General features: G+C 30.3%; 16 protein-coding genes. All 16 read left to right on the forward strand.

The genetic code is table 11. The annotated features are described in order from the left end of the window. The first annotated feature begins 8 nt into the window (after positions 1-8). Positions 9-902: a tRNA pseudouridine(55) synthase TruB gene (gene truB / locus EK368_RS05010; protein ID WP_129597024.1), complete on the forward strand. Its 894-nt coding sequence runs from the start codon at positions 9-11 to the stop codon at positions 900-902. Between the two features lie 12 nt (positions 903-914). Beyond that, positions 915-1,838, forward strand: a complete 924-nt coding sequence (locus tag EK368_RS05015) for a bifunctional riboflavin kinase/FAD synthetase (RefSeq protein WP_129597026.1) — start codon at positions 915-917, stop codon at positions 1,836-1,838. A 139-nt stretch (positions 1,839-1,977) separates the two neighbouring features. Continuing rightward, positions 1,978-2,241: a 30S ribosomal protein S15 gene (gene rpsO, locus EK368_RS05020; protein WP_129597028.1), complete on the forward strand. Its 264-nt coding sequence runs from the start codon at positions 1,978-1,980 to the stop codon at positions 2,239-2,241. 119 nt (positions 2,242-2,360) lie between these two features. Then, a complete protein-coding gene (gene pnp / locus EK368_RS05025; RefSeq protein ID WP_129597030.1) occupies positions 2,361-4,478 on the forward strand; it encodes a polyribonucleotide nucleotidyltransferase in 2,118 nt (705 codons plus the stop codon). Positions 4,479-4,584: 106 nt separating this feature from the next. Beyond that, a complete protein-coding gene (locus EK368_RS05030) occupies positions 4,585-5,304 on the forward strand; it encodes a polysaccharide deacetylase family protein (RefSeq protein WP_129597032.1) in 720 nt (239 codons plus the stop codon). A 78-nt stretch (positions 5,305-5,382) separates the two neighbouring features. Continuing rightward, entirely contained in the window at positions 5,383-6,639 is a 1,257-nt protein-coding gene (locus tag EK368_RS05035; protein ID WP_129597034.1) for a M16 family metallopeptidase, read from the forward strand. 41 nt (positions 6,640-6,680) lie between these two features. Further along, positions 6,681-7,124, forward strand: a complete 444-nt coding sequence (gene dut, locus EK368_RS05040) for a dUTP diphosphatase (protein ID WP_129597036.1) — start codon at positions 6,681-6,683, stop codon at positions 7,122-7,124. 110 nt (positions 7,125-7,234) lie between these two features. Beyond that, the gene (locus tag EK368_RS05045) at positions 7,235-7,504 is read left to right on the forward strand and encodes a YlmC/YmxH family sporulation protein (protein WP_129597038.1); all 270 of its coding nucleotides are present in this window, start codon (positions 7,235-7,237) and stop codon (positions 7,502-7,504) included. A 140-nt stretch (positions 7,505-7,644) separates the two neighbouring features. Continuing rightward, positions 7,645-8,865: an aspartate kinase gene (dapG, locus tag EK368_RS05050; protein WP_129597040.1), complete on the forward strand. Its 1,221-nt coding sequence runs from the start codon at positions 7,645-7,647 to the stop codon at positions 8,863-8,865. 92 nt (positions 8,866-8,957) lie between these two features. Then, positions 8,958-9,728: a ClpP family protease gene (locus EK368_RS05055; RefSeq protein WP_279222260.1), complete on the forward strand. Its 771-nt coding sequence runs from the start codon at positions 8,958-8,960 to the stop codon at positions 9,726-9,728. Between the two features lie 156 nt (positions 9,729-9,884). Next, positions 9,885-12,167, forward strand: a complete 2,283-nt coding sequence (locus EK368_RS05060) for an FtsK/SpoIIIE family DNA translocase (RefSeq protein ID WP_129597042.1) — start codon at positions 9,885-9,887, stop codon at positions 12,165-12,167. 16 nt (positions 12,168-12,183) lie between these two features. Continuing rightward, on the forward strand, positions 12,184-13,230 hold the full coding sequence (gene mnmH / locus EK368_RS05065) for a tRNA 2-selenouridine(34) synthase MnmH (protein ID WP_165000326.1): 1,047 nt from the start codon (positions 12,184-12,186) through the stop codon (positions 13,228-13,230). 14 nt (positions 13,231-13,244) lie between these two features. Then, positions 13,245-14,588, forward strand: a complete 1,344-nt coding sequence (rimO, locus tag EK368_RS05070) for a 30S ribosomal protein S12 methylthiotransferase RimO (RefSeq protein ID WP_129597046.1) — start codon at positions 13,245-13,247, stop codon at positions 14,586-14,588. Further along, entirely contained in the window at positions 14,572-15,108 is a 537-nt protein-coding gene (gene pgsA, locus EK368_RS05075) for a CDP-diacylglycerol--glycerol-3-phosphate 3-phosphatidyltransferase (protein ID WP_129597048.1), read from the forward strand. Before rimO ends, pgsA begins: the two co-directional genes overlap by 17 nt. Positions 15,109-15,156: 48 nt before the next feature. Further along, positions 15,157-16,386 carry a competence/damage-inducible protein A gene (locus EK368_RS05080; protein ID WP_129597050.1) on the forward strand — a complete coding sequence of 410 codons (1,230 nt, stop codon included), beginning with the start codon at positions 15,157-15,159 and terminating at the stop codon, positions 16,384-16,386. A gap of 107 nt (positions 16,387-16,493) precedes the next feature. Continuing rightward, on the forward strand, positions 16,494-17,564 hold the full coding sequence (gene recA / locus EK368_RS05085; protein ID WP_129597052.1) for a recombinase RecA: 1,071 nt from the start codon (positions 16,494-16,496) through the stop codon (positions 17,562-17,564). Positions 17,565-17,656 lie beyond the last annotated feature (92 nt).

Raw genomic sequence — 17,656 nt, forward strand, 5'->3', positions numbered from 1 at the left:
GTGATGAATTGAAAGGAATTATCAATGTTTTAAAACCACCTCATATGACATCTCATGATGTTGTATATTTTATAAAAAAAAGATTGAATATAAAAAAAGTAGGACATACAGGAACATTAGATCCTATGGCAGCAGGAGTATTACCTATTTGTATAGGAGAGGCTACAAAGATTAGTCAATATCTTTTAAATGATACGAAAAAATATAGATGTGAAATGACATTAGGGAAAAATACAGATACTCAAGATAGATGGGGAGAAATCATTCATCAAAGACCAGTAAAAGTGTCGAAGGAAGAGATTCTAAAAATATTTTCGTCTTTTCAAGGAGAGATTCATCAAATACCCCCTATGTATTCTGCCCTTAAACATAAAGGTAAAAAATTATATGAGTTGGCAAGAGAAGGAAAAGAAGTAGAAAGAAAAGAAAGAAAAGTAATAATTTACGAATTAGATATTTTGAATATAGATGAAAATGTTATTTTGTTTGATGTATTATGTTCTAAAGGAACATATGTAAGAACTTTGTGTGAAGATATTGGAAATCTGCTAGGATGCGGGGCATATATGTCTTTTCTTCTTAGAACACAAAGTGGAAAATTTCATTTAAATCAGGCTTTTTCATTAGAAGAGTTAGGGAATATGTCTTTAGATGAGATAGAATCTAAAGTTGTAGTTCCGTTAGATGAACCATTGACAAATCTACCAAGAATTGATATTCGTGAAGAATCTAAAAAATATTTGATGAATGGAAATGATTTGTACATGAAAAATATACTTTCATATGATTCCTTATCTAGTGATGAAATGGTAAGATTATATGTTGAAAATAAATTTGTAGGATTAGGAGAAATTAAAAACGAAGCTAATTTTTATATTCGTGTTCATAGAGTTTTTAACTAAAGGGGAAATACTATGAAAATAATTGATTCACTAAAGAATTTTCATATAGATTTTAATACTGGAGTTGCACTAGGAAGTTTTGATGGAGTACATATAGGTCATCGAGCTTTAATTGTGAATTTGGTGGATATTTGTAAAAAAAATGGATTTAAAAGTGTGGTGTATACTTTTCAAAATCATCCAAGAAATTTAACACAAAAAGTAGGTTCGCCGAAAAGAATTATGCCAGATGACAAAAAATTTATGATTTTATCTGAACTTGGTGTGGACTATACAGTTTGTGTAAAATTTGATGAATATCAAAGGAGTTTACTACCTGAGAAGTTTATAAAAGAAATATTAAAAGATCAACTAAAAATGTCTTATGCAGTTGTAGGTTTTGATTATCATTTTGGATATAAAGCTCAAGGAGATGTGAACCTTCTTCATCAATTAAAAGATCAATATGATTATGATTTAATGGTTGTAAATGCTGTAGAAATACAAAATGAAGTTTTAAGCAGTACCAAAATTAGAGAATATATAAAATATGGAAATATAGGAAAAGCAAATTTGTTTTTAGGGAGAAATTATTCTATTTTAGGAAAAGTAATTCATGGAAAGAATAATGGAAAGAAATTTGGGTTTCCAACAGCAAATATAGCTCCTGAAGAAGGATTTGTAATTCCTAACCCTGGTGTTTATTTTACCAAAACCATTGTACAGGATAAAATTTATAATAGTATTACCAATGTAGGATCTAAACCTACATTAGGAAAAAATCCTATTGGCATAGAAACACATATTATAAATTTTGATGGAGATCTATATGAAAAAAAAATAGAGATTTTATTTTTTCAAAAGGCTAGGGACGAAGTATGTTACACAAGTGTTGACGATTTGATTACTCAAGTGAACAAAGATATAGAGGAAGCTCAAAAATTTTTTAACATATAGAAAGACGACGTTATTCTTTACAAGTATTTAATATTATGATACAATTTAAAATTGTAAGAACCATATGCTATGTAGTACGATTCTCCTACGTAGTACTTGGCTTATGGGGATTTAAAAATAATGGAGGTGTAACTTAACAATGAATACAGAGCAAAAACAAACAATCATTGGAGAATACAAAGTACATGAAACAGATACAGGTTCTCCAGAAGTGCAAATTGCATTACTTACAAACAGAATCAATGAATTAAACGAACACTTAAAAATCCATAAAAAAGATCATCATTCACGTCGTGGACTTTTAAAGATGGTAGGTAAAAGAAGAAATTTATTAAACTATCTTACAGACAAAGATATTGAAAGATACAGAAGTATCATTCAAAAGCTAGGTCTAAGAAAGTAATCATTATTGAGCGGGTATTCCCGCTCAATTGTTTTATGTACCAATAAAAGAATTTTTCTTTAATGTGTAGGGAATAATGTAATTGTGTAGAATAATAATAAATAAAGAGGAGGGATAATATGGAAAAAAAATTTCAAACCATCATAGGAAATCGTACTTTAACGGTAGAAGTGGGAAAAGTTGCACAACTTGCAAATGGATCAGCTATACTTAGATATGGAGATACAGTAGTTTTAGTAACAGCAGTTGCTTCATCTGAACCAAAGACTGGAATAGACTTTTTCCCATTAAGTGTAGATTATGAAGAAAGACTATATTCTGTTGGAAAGATTCCAGGAGGATTTATTAAAAGAGAAGGAAGACCTACAGAAAAGGCTATTTTAACATCAAGATTGATAGATAGACCGATTAGACCATTATTTCCTAAAGGCTTTAGAAATGATGTACAAGTAGTAGCTACAGTTTTATCTGTAGATCAAGACTCTACACCAGATGTGGTAGCTATGATTGGATCTTCAGTAGCTTTATCTATATCCGATATTCCTTTTGATGGACCTACAGCCTCTGTAGTAGTAGGATTAATAGATGGAGAATTTATCATCAATCCTACATTAGAACAAAGGGAAAAAAGCCAAATGCATTTGGTCGTTTCAGGAACAAAAGATGCGATTATGATGGTAGAAGCGGGAGCTAATATTATTCCAGAAGAAACGATGTTAGACGGAATTTTATTTGCCCATGAAGAAATTAAAAAAATTGTAGCTTTTATTGAAGATATTGTAAAAGAAGTTGGAAAAGAAAAATTAGAAGTGCAGTTATATAAAGTAGATGAAGAAATAGAAAAAGAAGTAAGAGAATTTGCTACACAAAAAATGCTTACTGCTATTAAAACAGTAGATAAGTTAGAGAGAAATGAAAAGATGGATGCAGTGAAGGCAGAGACTATAGAGTATTTTGAAGAAAAGTATCCAGATTATTTAAAGGATGTAGCAGAAACTTTGTATCAAATTACAAAAGAACAAGTAAGAGCAATGATTACAAAAGATGGAATACGACCAGACAATCGTAGTGCACAAGAAATACGACCGATATCTTCTGAAGTTTCCATTCTTCCAAGAACTCATGGAACAGGACTTTTCACAAGAGGACAAACTCAAGTATTAACAGTAGCTACACTTGGTGCTATAGGAGATGCTCAAGTAATAGATGGACTTGGCGTAGAGGAATCTAAAAGATATATGCATCATTATAATTTTCCACCTTATAGTGTAGGAGAAGCAAGATTTTTAAGAGGTCCAGGAAGAAGAGAGATAGGTCATGGAGCACTAGCTGAGAGAGCATTAGAGCCTGTAATTCCATCAGAGCAAGATTTTCCTTATACAATAAGACTTGTATCTGAGGTATTAAGTTCTAATGGAAGTACATCTCAAGCATCTGTATGCGGAAGTACTTTAGCTTTATTAGATGCAGGCGTACCTATTTCAGCACCTGTAGCAGGCATTGCAATGGGACTGATCAAGGAAGATGATAATCTAGCTATTTTAAGTGATATACAAGGAATGGAAGACTTTTTAGGAGATATGGATTTTAAAGTAGCAGGAACAAAAGATGGAGTAACTGCTATTCAAATGGATATAAAAATTCATGGAATTGATAAAGAAGTTCTTCAAAAAGCACTAGAGCAAGCTAGAAAAGGAAGATTACATATTTTAGATAAAATGAGTGAAGCAATTACTACACCAAGAAAAGAACTTTCTCCTTATGCTCCAAGAATTATTCACATTAACATTGATCCTGAAAAAATAAGAGCTGTAATTGGAGCAGGTGGAAAAGTAATTAGTAAGATCATAGAAGAAACTGGTGTAAAAATAGATATTGAAGATGATGGAAGAGTGTTTATTACAGCATCTAATATGGAAGATGGAAATAAAGCAGTACAAATCATTGAAGGTATTGTAAAAGAAGCAGAAGTTGGAGAAGTTTATCAAGGAAAAGTAATCAAGATTTTAAATTTTGGTGCTTTTGTGGAAATTCTTCCAGGAAAAGAAGGGTTACTTCATATTTCTCAAATTGCTAAAGAAAAAATTCCTAAAGTTGAAGATGTTTTAAAAGTAGGAGATGAAGTACAAGTTAAAGTAATAGAAATTGACAAACAAGGAAGAATTAATTTATCTAGAAAAGTTTTATTACAAGATGAAGAAGCTAAAGAAGAACAACAAGAACAAAAACAAGATTAGAAAGCATAAACCAGAAAGGTTTATGTTTTTTTAAATTTTCCTAAAGATTATTGAATAAATTTTTAAAAATTGAATATGCTTCTATTGAAAAAGGGGGTAGAAGCATATGAGAATATACATACTGTCTAGAAAAAAAAGTATAACTTTTATTTTTGTTTTATTGGTATTGATGATCTTTTCATTTTTTTATTTACATAAGAATATAGATACATTTACGATACCCAATGTGGAAGAACCTATTCGAAGTGGATATAAAGACAGTACAAAGATGGCATTTACCTGTAATGTAGATTGGGGGACAGAAGAAATTCCAAAAATATTAGAGATCTGTGAAAAAGAACAAATATACATTACTTTTTTTGTATCTGGAAGATGGGCAGATAACAATCCCGAAATGCTTAAACTTATGCATGAAAAAGGACATGAAATAGGAAGCCATGCTTATAGTCATAAAATGCATAGTAAAATAAGCAAAGAAGAAAATTATAGAGAAATTAAAAAAACAGAAGATGTGATTTTGAATGTATTAGGGAAAAAACCTATCTATTTTGCACCTCCATCAGGAGATTATAATGAAACTACTTTAAAAGTAGCAAAAGAACTTGGGTATCAAACGATTTTGTGGAGTGTAGATACAATTGATTGGAAAGAGGGATCTACAAAAGATGTAATTATTGACAGAGTTATGAAAAAACCCCATAAAGGAGCTATTTTACTGATGCATCCAAAACCAGCGACGGTAGAAGCACTACCATATTTGATTGAAAATATTAAGAAAGAAGGAATAAAAATAGGAACGATATCACAACTATTAAAACAAGAGTAAGAGTGTTGTTCTTGATTATTCCTTCTCGCTACATTATAATAACTATATGTCGTTCACTAATATAAACAGGAGGATAAAATGTATCAAAAATACAAATTAAGCAACGGTGTAAGAGTTGTTTTAGAAAAAATTTCCCATGTGCGTTCTGTATCTATAGGATTTTGGGTAAAGACTGGATCTATAGACGAAAATGTTGAAAATAATGGAATTACGCATTTTATTGAGCATATGCTTTTTAAAGGAACAAAAAATAGAACAGCAAAAGATATCGCCAAGGCCATTGATGATATAGGCGGACAACTTAATGCATTTACAAGTAAGGAATGTACTTGTTATTATGCAAAAGTTTTAGATACCCATATGGATATTGCTATAGATGTACTCACAGATATGTTGTTTTATTCTTTATTTGACCCTGAAGAAATAAAAAAAGAACAAAGTGTAGTTTTAGAGGAAATCAATATGTATGAAGATTCTCCAGAAGATGATGTACATGATTTATTATCTAAGGCAGTATTTCAAGGACATTCTTTAGGATTTCCAGTTTTGGGAACTCAAAAAACTGTTAATAGTTTTCATAGAAATATGCTTATAAAATATATGAAGGAGCATTATACGCCTGAAAATATAGTAATTTCTATAGTTGGAAATTTCAAGGAAGAAGAAATTTTATACCTATTAGAAGAAAAATGTAAAGATTTTAAAAATACTTTTCCTTCATCTGGTATAATAGAGCCTGCTAAGTTTATAAAAAACAAATTTATCAAGCATAAAGATATTGAACAAGTTCATATATGTATGGGTGTAGAGGGAGTACCTATAAATAGCAAGGATCATTATCCTCTACTTTTAGTTAATACAGTTTTTGGAGGAAGTATGAGTTCTAGACTTTTCCAAAACATTAGAGAAGATAAGGGATTAGCTTATTCTGTATATTCTTATCTTTCATCTTATAAGGATATAGGGTTATTTACTATTTATTCAGGAGTGAGTCCATCACAATTTGATGAAGTCTTAAGATTGATTCAAGAAGAAGGAAATAATATGAGAAAAATTGGTTTGACAGAGGAAGAACTTCAAAAGTCCAAGGAGCAATTAAAAGGAAATTATATTTTAGGATTAGAAAGTACGAGTAGTAGAATGTTATCTATAGGAAAATCTGAATTGTTTTTAAATAAAATTTATTCACCTAAAGAAATTATGCAAAAAATAGATAAGGTGAGTATTCAAGATATAAAAAGAGTCATAGATAAGGTGTTTTCCTTTGATGAAGTTGCTGTTTCTATGATTGGGAATATGAATAAAAATGAAAATTTGAAAAATTTAAGATGTTAGCGTTATGCTAATATCTTTTCATTTATAGAGGAGGAGAACTAATGTATAAAATTAAAATAAAACTTGAAGATAAAAGTTTATTGCCTAAATATGAAACACAAGGATCAGCAGGAATGGATTTACACGCAGATATAAAAGAGACGATTACCATAAAACCAGGACAAAGAATGCTTGTTCCAACGGGTATATCTATAGAGTTGCCTAAAGGGTTAGAAGCCCAAGTTCGTGCAAGAAGTGGACTAGCTGTAAAATATGGCATAGGTTTAGTCAATGGAATAGGGACTATAGATAGCGACTATCGAGGAGAAATTAAAGTTTTGCTGATCAACTGGGGAGAGGAAAATTTTCATATTGATCCTGAGGATAGAATTGCACAACTTGTCATTTGTAAATATGAACAAATTTCATGGGAGGAAGTAGATGTATTAGAGAAGACACAAAGAGGCTCAGGAGGCTTTGGACATACAGGCACTTCACAGGAATAATATATCTTTTTATAAAATAATATAAACTAAGACTCAGTTTAGATGGGGTTGTTAACAGATTAAAATCTTAACGTATAAGATTAGATGATTAAAGTGAAAGGAGAATAAAAATGAGGCTTAGTAAATTAGGAGGAAAAGAGATTGTAAATTTAAATGATGGGGGAAGATTAGGGATTTTGGCAGAATCAGATCTATTAATAGATGAAAGAAATGGAAAGATCAAAGCTGTATTGGTACCAGATTTTAAAAACCAATTTTCTATTTTTCATGATAAAAATTTTTTGGAAATTCCTTGGGATTGTGTAAGAAAAATTGGTAGTGATATGGTTATTATTGAAATGGAGGAGGAACATCTATCCAAGCGGAGATTTTCTCTTTAGTATTTTTATAACTTTTGATAAAATTATTCCCAAAAAACCATTCATATCATAATATAAAATAGAATAGTGGATCAAAATGTATAGAAAGTATTATCAATTTGTGCTAATATATAGGTGGATATATGGTTGGAGGGAAAAATATGGACATTATCATACAAAAATTTGGAGGCACTTCTGTAGCAACAAAAGAATTAAGAGAAACAGTAGCAAAAAAAGTAATTGAAACAAAAAATAAAGGGAAATATCCGATTGTTGTAGTATCTGCCATAGGCAGAAATAAAGATCCTTATGCAACAGATACACTACTTGAGTTTGCTCGATCTACGTATTATGAAGAAGAGAGTAGAGAATTAGATCTTTTAATGGCTTGTGGAGAGATTATATCTTCTGTAATTATGGCAAATACTATTAAGGCTATGGGATATAAGGGGATTGCGCTTACTGGGTATCAAGCTGGTATTATTACAGACAACCATTATGGAGATGCACAAGTATTAAAAGTAGATACACATCGTATCTATGAATTATTAAAAAATGATTATATTCCAGTGGTAACAGGTTTTCAAGGAGCCACAGAGGTGGGGGATATTACTACATTAGGAAGAGGAGGCAGTGACACTACAGCTGCTATTTTAGGAGAAGCTTTTCATGCTGAGGTTGTAGAAATTTATACAGATGTAGATGGTGTTATGACTGCTGATCCAAGACTTGTATCAGAAGCGAAAGTTATTGAAGAAATAGGATATGATGAAATTTATCAAATGGCAGAATATGGTGCGAAAGTAGTTCATCCAAAAGCTGTAATGATTGCAAAGAGAGGAAATATTCCACTGAAAATTAAAAGCACATTGTCTAATGAACCAGGAACTATTATTTTTAACAATGAAAGGTATACCAATCCATACAATAAAAATATTTTAGAAGATAAGATTTTGACTGCCATTGCACATAAAAATAATATTGCACAAGTGAATGTATATGTAGAGGACTGTATGGAAAAAAATGAAATACTTATGAATGAATTGACAAACCATCATATTAGTATAGATTTGATTAATTTTTTTATTGATAAAAAGGTATTTACCATTGAAGAGAAAAATCTTGAAAAAATAGAAAAAATTCTTAAGGGCAATCAATTTGATTTTTATATTGAAAAAAATTGCAGTAAAATTACAGCTGTAGGTCATAAAATGAGAGGTGTACCTGGAGTTATGGGTAAAATTGTAAAAGCCTTATCTTCTCATAATATAAAAATTTTACAAACTTCTGATTCACACACTACTATATCTTGTTTAATAAAAGATTTAGATACTCAAAAGGCAGTAAATGCTTTGCATAAGGAATTTCATCTTTTTGAATAGAGGAAAGAAACTACTATATGAAATGTATAGTAGTTTTTTTATTGGAAAAAATAATAAAAGAAAATAACTACTATTATGAAAGGTGTGAAAAAATGGAAAACATATATAGCGGAACAGAAATGCCTCCTATTGAAACTAAGCCTAGTATATTACCTGATATAAGTCCAAAAATTACTATAGATCCTAAGCTTGAGAATATCAAAAATGTAGGAACCCATGAAATTCCTAGTATTCCAAATAATATTCATTATTTAACTATAATTGGTCAAATTGAAGGACATGCTGTTTCTCCCCCTCAAACAAAAGCTACAAAATATGAACACATCATTCCTCAACTTATAGCAGTAGAGGAAAATCCTAATGTTGAAGGAATGATTACAGTTTTAAATACAGTAGGAGGAGATGTAGAAGCAGGACTTGCCATTTCTGAGATGATTTCTACTATGTCAAAACCTACTGTATCATTAGTACTAGGAGGTGGACATAGTATAGGAGTACCCTTAGCTACAGCAAGTAATTATTCATTTATTGCTCAAACGGCTACTATGACTATACATCCTATTCGAATGAATGGACTTGTTATTGGAGTACCTCAAACCTTTAAATATTTTCAAAAAATGCAAGAAAGAATTATTCAGTTTATTACTAGGACATCTAAAGTACCTAGAGAAAAAGTCCTAGATTTGATGAATGAGACAGATGAAATTGCAAATGATGTAGGTACTATTCTCATTGGAAAAGAAGCAGTAGAGGTAGGCTTGATTGATGAAATAGGAGGATTATATGATGCAATGGAAAAATTAAAAGAATTAATAAAAATCAACAAAACACAAAGAGAAGGGATTCAAAAGAAATTGCAATAGAATAATTTAAAAGCATATGTTATAATATCAATGTTAAAGTGTTAATAATAAGTATTAAAACTTTATTTGATCATTGTCTTTATTATTACATGAAGTTCTCTAAGGCACAGTTCATCTGTGCTTTTTCTAATCATATATGAATGGGGGAGGGGAAAAATGGGAAAGAGAAAGAGAACAAGTAAGAAAACTGTTGAGAAGTCTATTTTAAAAAATGAAATTATATCTTTATTTACTATTTCTATAGGGATACTCATGATGATTAGTTTACAGACAGAATCAACAGGAAAATTAGGAAAGTTGATAGAATCTGTTTTAAAGGGCTTATTATCTTTTCCTGCCTACATATTACCTTATTTTATTGTATTTTTAGGTGTATTTTCTATGATTGGAAAATCTATTCATTTTGACCAAAGATCAAAATGTTCTGCATTTGTTTTATACTTAGGGTATGTAATTCTTTATGGAATTTATGGGTTAGATCAATTACCTACTCAAATTGGGCTAGATAGTATGAAGTTGTTTTATGAAAGAGGAGTCATGGGAAGTGGAGGAGGAGTTATTGGCAGTGTATTTGCATATATAGGAATTAAGCTTTTAGGAGTAAATGGAAGTTATGTAGTTGTGCTTACTATTATGATCATAGCTTTTATGGTTATGACAAAAATGTCTTTAGTACATTTACTTAAAAATATTAAACAAGTACTTACGAAGATGATTTTTCTCATAGGACAAACTGTTTTAGAATTTATTCAAGTACCTAATAAAGAGGAAAAACAATATAAGAAAAAAGACAAACCTACAAAAAAAATACAAGATGATACTAAAAATTTGGCACAACAAAATGTCAATTTAGATGAAAAAATAAAAATATTAGATTTTACAAGAGAATCACCAGATCATGTAGATATACAAAAGGAAGATATACAAGTAGAAGATCTTCCTAAAAAAGAAAGTAAAAATGATGAACAAGAAATTCATATTCATATTCAAAATACTGAAAAAACAGATGTTGAATATGAAATACCTTCTTTTGATTTGTTAAATGATCCTATTATTGCTAACAATAAAAATGATAAAAAAGAGATCCTTCATAAGGCAAAGACACTAGAAGAAACACTTGAAAACTTTGGAGTAGAAGCCAATGTGGTGCAGGTAAGCAAAGGACCTACCATTACTAGATACGAAATACAACCAAGTCCAGGAGTGAAGGTAAGTAGAATTGTGAATTTATCTGATGATATTGCCCTAAATCTAGCAGCATCTCATATTCGAATTGAAGCTCCTATTCCAGGAAAAGCTGCTGTAGGAATAGAAATTCCAAATGAAGAAGTATCTCCTGTAACTATAAGGGAAGTATTAGAAAGTGAAAAATTTCAAAATAATGAGTCTAAACTTACCTTTGTTTTAGGAAAGGATATTGCAGGCAATCCTATTACAGCGGATTTGTCTAAAATGCCCCATATGCTTATAGCTGGAGCAACAGGTTCTGGAAAAAGTGTTTGTATCAATACTTTAATTACGAGTATACTTTATAAAGCTACTCCTGATGAAGTAAAACTTTTATTAGTAGATCCAAAAGTAGTAGAATTAAATAATTATAATGGAATTCCTCATCTGTTAATTCCTGTTGTAACAGATCCTAAAAAGGCATCTAGCGCCCTAAACTGGGCAGTTGGGGAGATGACCAACAGATATAAACAATTTGCAGAAAATAATGTACGTGATATTAATAGTTATAATGATAAAATGAAAAATGAATGTAGAGATTTGCTACCTAAAATCGTAATTATTATTGATGAATTAGCAGATCTTATGATGGTGGCTCCAGGACAAGTAGAGGATTCTATTTGTAGATTGGCTCAAATGGCTAGAGCGGCTGGAATTCATTTGATTGTTGCAACTCAAAGGCCTTCTGTAGATGTAATTACGGGCGTAATTAAAGCGAATATTCCATCTCGTATTGCCTTTGCAGTTTCTTCTCAAGCAGATTCAAGAACCATATTAGATATGGGAGGGGCAGAAAAGCTTTTAGGAAAAGGAGATATGCTTTTTTATCCAGTAGGAGAGGCAAAACCTGTAAGAGTACAAGGAGCTTTTATTTCAGATCATGAAGTAGAAAGAATAGTAGAATTTGTAAAAGGACAAACAAAAGCTCATGAATATGAAGATGATATTATTGAGAAACTAGAAAATAATATGATGAGTGAAGAGGATGTAGATGAATTATTAACAGATGCAATAGAATTGATTATAGGTACGCAACAAGCTTCTATCTCTATGCTTCAAAGAAGGTTTAGAATAGGATATAATAGGGCGGCAAGATTAATTGATGCTATGGAGGAGAGGGGTATTGTAGGAGAACATGTAGGAAGTAAGCCTAGAGATGTTTTGTTATCTAAAGAAGAATTTGAAGAAATAAAAAGTCAATCTATATCATAGAAATAGAGGGATCAATTTGTTTAAAGTAATAGACATAAAAAAAGCACTAACATTAGAGAAAACAATATTTATAGATGTTCGTTCTCCAGCTGAATATGAAGAGGGAACCATTTTAGACTCAATCAATATACCTATATTAGATGACTCAGAAAGAGCTATTGTAGGAACTATTTATAGAAAAGAAAACAAAGACAAAGCAACACTTACAGGACTTAATCTAGTATCATACAAGATTCCTAACCTTTATGAAACTATAAAAGGGTATAGCAAAGAATATGATCATATTATCATATTTTGCTGGAGAGGTGGAATGAGAAGTAAATCTGTATGTAATTTATTAAGTATGCTAGATATTCCTAATATTTATCAATTGAAAGATGGATATAAAGGGTATAGAAGATATGTAATCAATTATTTAGAAACTGATATTTTAAAATATGATTTTATCGTACTTCATGGAATGACAGGTGTTGGAAAAACACATATTTTACAGGAATTAAAGAAAATAGATGTTCCTATATTAAATATTGAAGAAATGGCGCAAAATAGTGGTTCTGTTTTTGGAGATATGGTCTTTGAGAAAAAACCTCCAACACAAAAAAACTTTGAATCCTTATTGTTTCATAAAATGTATTGTATGAAAGAATCTTATATTTTTATTGAGAGTGAAAGTAAGAGAATAGGAAATGTGCAAATACCTGATACTTTATATCATTACATGATGCAAAAGCATCATATTCTCATTCAAACTACTATAGAAAATAGAGTAAATGTGATTTTAAAAGATTATGTACATCATCTAGATCGAAATTATGAAAAAATAAAAAAATCTCTTCATTATTTAAGAAAAAGACTAGGAAATAGTGCAGTAGATATATTGATTCAAAAGATTGATGAAAAAAATTACTCTTATGTGATTGAATATTTAATGAAGTATTATTACGATCCATTTTATCAATATTCTATTTATAAATATGAATATGATCTAGTTATAGAATATAAACATATAGAAGAAGCGGTAACAAAATTAAAAGAATTTATAAAAAATAGATTGGACTATTAGAAGGGAGTATGAAAATGGATTTAAAAGTGTTTATAGAGTCCTTAGGATGTTCTAAAAATTTAGTAGATTCAGAAGTGATGATGGGGTTATTAAAAGAGTATAAGTTTATATTAACAAGTGATGCTTATGAAGCAGATGTTATTATTGTCAATACTTGCGGATTTATTGATGCAGCAAAAAAAGAATCTATTGATACAATTATAGAATTAGGAACTCTAAAAAAAGAAGGAAATTGTAAAGCATTAGTTATAGCAGGATGTTTAGCAGAAAGATATCCAAAAGATTTATTAGCAGAAATTCCAGAAGCCGATGCTGTCATAGGGACAGGAAATTACCCAGAAATTATAAAAGTTATTCATGAAGCTTTAAAAGGAGAGAGAGTTTCAAAATCAGGAAATATTAATATTGCTATTTCAGAAGATCTTCCTAGAATTTTAAGTACCCCATCTTATACTGGGTATTTAAAAATAGCAGAAGGCTGTGACAATTTATGTACGTATTGTATTATTCCTAAGCTAAGAGGAAAATATAGAAGCAGAAAAATTGAGGATATTGTAAAGGAAGCTCATGATATGGTTCAAAAGGGTGTGAAAGAGATTATTTTAATTGCTCAAGATACTTCTTGTTATGGAATAGATTTATACAAAGAATATAGATTGCCTCAATTACTAACAGAATTGTGTAAAATAGAAAAGTTAAAATGGATCAGAGTATTATATTGTTATCCAGATAAAATTACAGATGAATTAATAGATGTGATTGCAAGAGAAGATAAAATATGCAAATATTTAGATATTCCTATACAACATTGTAGCGATGATATTTTAAAGAAAATGAATAGAAAAACCAATAAAGAACATATTCTAAAGGTTATAGGGAAATTAAGAAACAATATAAAAGACATCCATATACGTACTTCTTTAATTGTAGGTTTTCCAGGGGAGACAAAAGAACAGTTTGAAGAATTAAAAGAATTTGTACAAAATATAGAATTTGATAGATTAGGAGTGTTTACATATTCTCAAGAGGAAGATACACCAGCAGCAAAACTAAATGATCAAATAGATGAACAAATAAAAGAACAAAGAATAGATGAAATTATGAATATACAAAAAGATATTTCATTTCAAAAAAATAGTAATAAAACAGGAAATATTTATGATATACTTGTAGAAGAAAAGGTAGAAGAAGAAAATGTATATATAGGAAGAACAGAATATGATGTACCAGAAGTAGATGGAGTTGTTTATTTTACATGTAATGAAGAGTTAGAAAAAGGAGAATTTGTGAAAGTAAAAATAACAGATACATTAGAATATGATTTATTAGGAGAGATCATAAATGAATCTTGCAAATAAATTAACAATTGCTAGAATTTTTTTGGTTCCTTTATTTATGGTTGTGCTTTTGAATAAAATTCCTTATGGAATGTATATTGCTGCAGGTATATTTACTATTGCTGCTATTACAGACACACTAGATGGATATATTGCTAGAAGCAGGAATCAAGTTACAAAATTCGGTAAATTTATGGATCCTTTAGCTGACAAACTATTAGTTACTGCGGCTTTAGTCTGTCTTGTACAAATGCATAAATTACCTGCATGGATTGTAGTTGTGATTATTTCCAGAGAATATACTATAAGTATATTAAGAGCTGTAGCAGCGTCAGAGGGAATTGTTATTGCAGCAAGCTGGTGGGGAAAAGCGAAGACACTTACTCAAATTATTGCAATTATTGCTATATTATTAGAAAATTATCCTTTTAGTTTGATTAATTTTCCATTTAGCACTATTATGCTATGGGTTGCAGTGATTCTTACTATTGTATCAGGTATAGACTATCTATATCTAAATAGACATGTATTAAAACAATAAAGCAGCGTAGCTGCTTTTTATTGTTTATTTGAAGAGGGGGCAGATCATATGAAAGCATCTATTATTAGTGTAGGAACAGAAATTTTATTTGGACAAATATTAAATACCAACACGCAATATTTAACGAAGGAGTTAAATGGATTAGGAATAGATGTATATTATCATTTTACTGTGGGAGATAACCAGATAAGGCTTGAGGAAATATTAAATTATGCATTAGAAAAATCTGATCTAATTATTACAACTGGAGGGCTTGGACCTACTCAAGATGATTTAACAAAAGAAACGATTGCAAAGGTTATGGGAACAAGCCTTTTTAAACATGAACCTTCTTATGAAAGTCTTATAAATTATTTTAAAAGATCTAATAAGATCATGAATGAAAACAATTTAAAACAGGTATACTTACCAAAGGGAAGTCTTATTTTAGATAATGATTGCGGAACAGCTCCAGGGTTTATTTTATCTAAAGATCAAAAAACTATAGCATGTCTACCAGGGCCTCCTAAGGAAATGAAATGTATGTTTCAAAATTATGTAATCCCTTATTTGAAAGAAAGATCTTGTGATGTTATTCATTCTAAAATATTAAAATTTTTTGGAATAGGAGAATCTGCCCTAGAAACTGAATTGTTAGATTTGATATCTAATCAAACCAATCCTACTTTGGCAACTTACGCAAAAGATGGAGAAGTAAGCTTAAGAGTTACAGCGAAAGAAAATAGTATAGAAAAAGCTATTCAATTGATCGATCCTATGATTTGTATTATTAAAAATAAACTAGGAAATTATTTATATAGTTGTGAAGATGAAGAATTAGTAGAAGTTGTTGCAAAGAAATTGATAGAAGAAAAAATAACAATTTCTTTTGCAGAATCTTGTACAGGAGGCTTAATGGCAGCAAAACTTACAGATATTTCAGGAATATCTAGCTCTTTGGAAACAAGTGTAATCACATATAGTAATCAAGCAAAGATAGATGAGCTAGGTGTAAAAAAGGAAACTCTACAAAAATATGGAGCTGTGAGTGAGCAAACAGCAAAAGAAATGGTTCTAGGATTAAAACAAAGAACAGGTAGTGATTTATGTTTATCTATAACAGGAATTGCAGGACCTACTGGAGGAACTAAAGATAAACCTGTGGGACTTGTATATATTGGACTTTGTTATAAAGATTCATTTATTTGTGAAAAACATAATATTTCAGGAGATAGAAATAGAGTAAGAAATTATACAAGCATGCTCGCTTTGAATCTAATTAGAAAAACCATTTCTTGAAAATATACTATTGACCATAAAAGAGTCATCGTATATAATAGACCTAGAACATAAGTTCGACAATGTTGAAAGGTAGGTGAAACCAGATTTTAAAAATCTGGATATATATGGATGAAAAGAAAAAAGCATTAGAAATGGCTATGGGGCAAATAGAAAAACAATTTGGTAAAGGATCTATTATGAAGCTAGGAGAGGATACCACTCATTTAAATGTAGAATCTATTTCTACTGGATCACTAGATTTAGATATTGCTATAGGAATAGGAGGGATTCCTAGAGGAAGAATTATAGAAATATATGGACCGGAATCTTCAGGAAAAACTACTGTTGCCCTACATATTATTGCAGAAGCTCAAAAGGCAGGAGGCGTTGCTGCTTTTATAGATGCAGAGCATGCTCTTGATCCTGTTTATGCAAAAAATTTAGGAGTTAATATAGATGAATTAGTCGTTTCTCAACCAGATACAGGAGAGCAAGGATTAGAAATTTGTGAGGCATTAGTAAGAAGTGGAGCCATTGATGTTATTGTAGTAGATTCTGTAGCTGCATTGGTTCCTAAAGCTGAAATACAAGGAGAAATGGGAGATTCTCATGTAGGTTTACAGGCAAGACTTATGTCTCAAGCACTAAGAAAATTAGCAGGAGCTATTAATAAGTCTAATACTTCAGCTATATTTATCAATCAATTAAGAGAAAAAGTAGGAATTATGTTTGGGAATCCAGAGACTACAACAGGAGGAAGAGCTCTTAAATTTTATGCATCCGTAAGGTTAGATGTAAGAAGAATTGAAACCTTAAAACAAGGGGATGATATGATTGGAAATCGAACAAGAGTCAAAGTCGTAAAAAATAAAGTGGCACCCCCATTTAAGGTAGCAGAATTTGACATTATGTATGGGACAGGGATTTCACGAGAAGGTAGTGTGCTAGATTGTGCTGTAAAAATGGATGTTGTTAAAAAAGCAGGTTCTTGGTATAGTTATGAAGAACATCGCTTAGGACAAGGAAGAGAAAATGCAAAGCAATTTTTAATAGACAACAAAGAGCTTTGTTTAGAACTTGAAAATAAAATCAGAAAAGCTAATAATTTATCTACTATTAAAAGTAAAGAAGCAAAAATAGAAACTAAAGAAGAAAAGAAGGAAATTAAACAAGAAAAAGTAGAAGGCAAAAAATAAAACCCTTTTGAAGGGTTTTATTTTTATGTATAATTTATGTAAAATTGGTAGGATAATAAAGCTACTTACAACATTAAGAAGAATAATCAACT

It is taken from the genome of Anaerophilus nitritigenes, from assembly GCF_004138215.1.
Lineage (GTDB): Bacteria > Bacillota > Clostridia > Peptostreptococcales > Thermotaleaceae > Anaerophilus > Anaerophilus nitritogenes.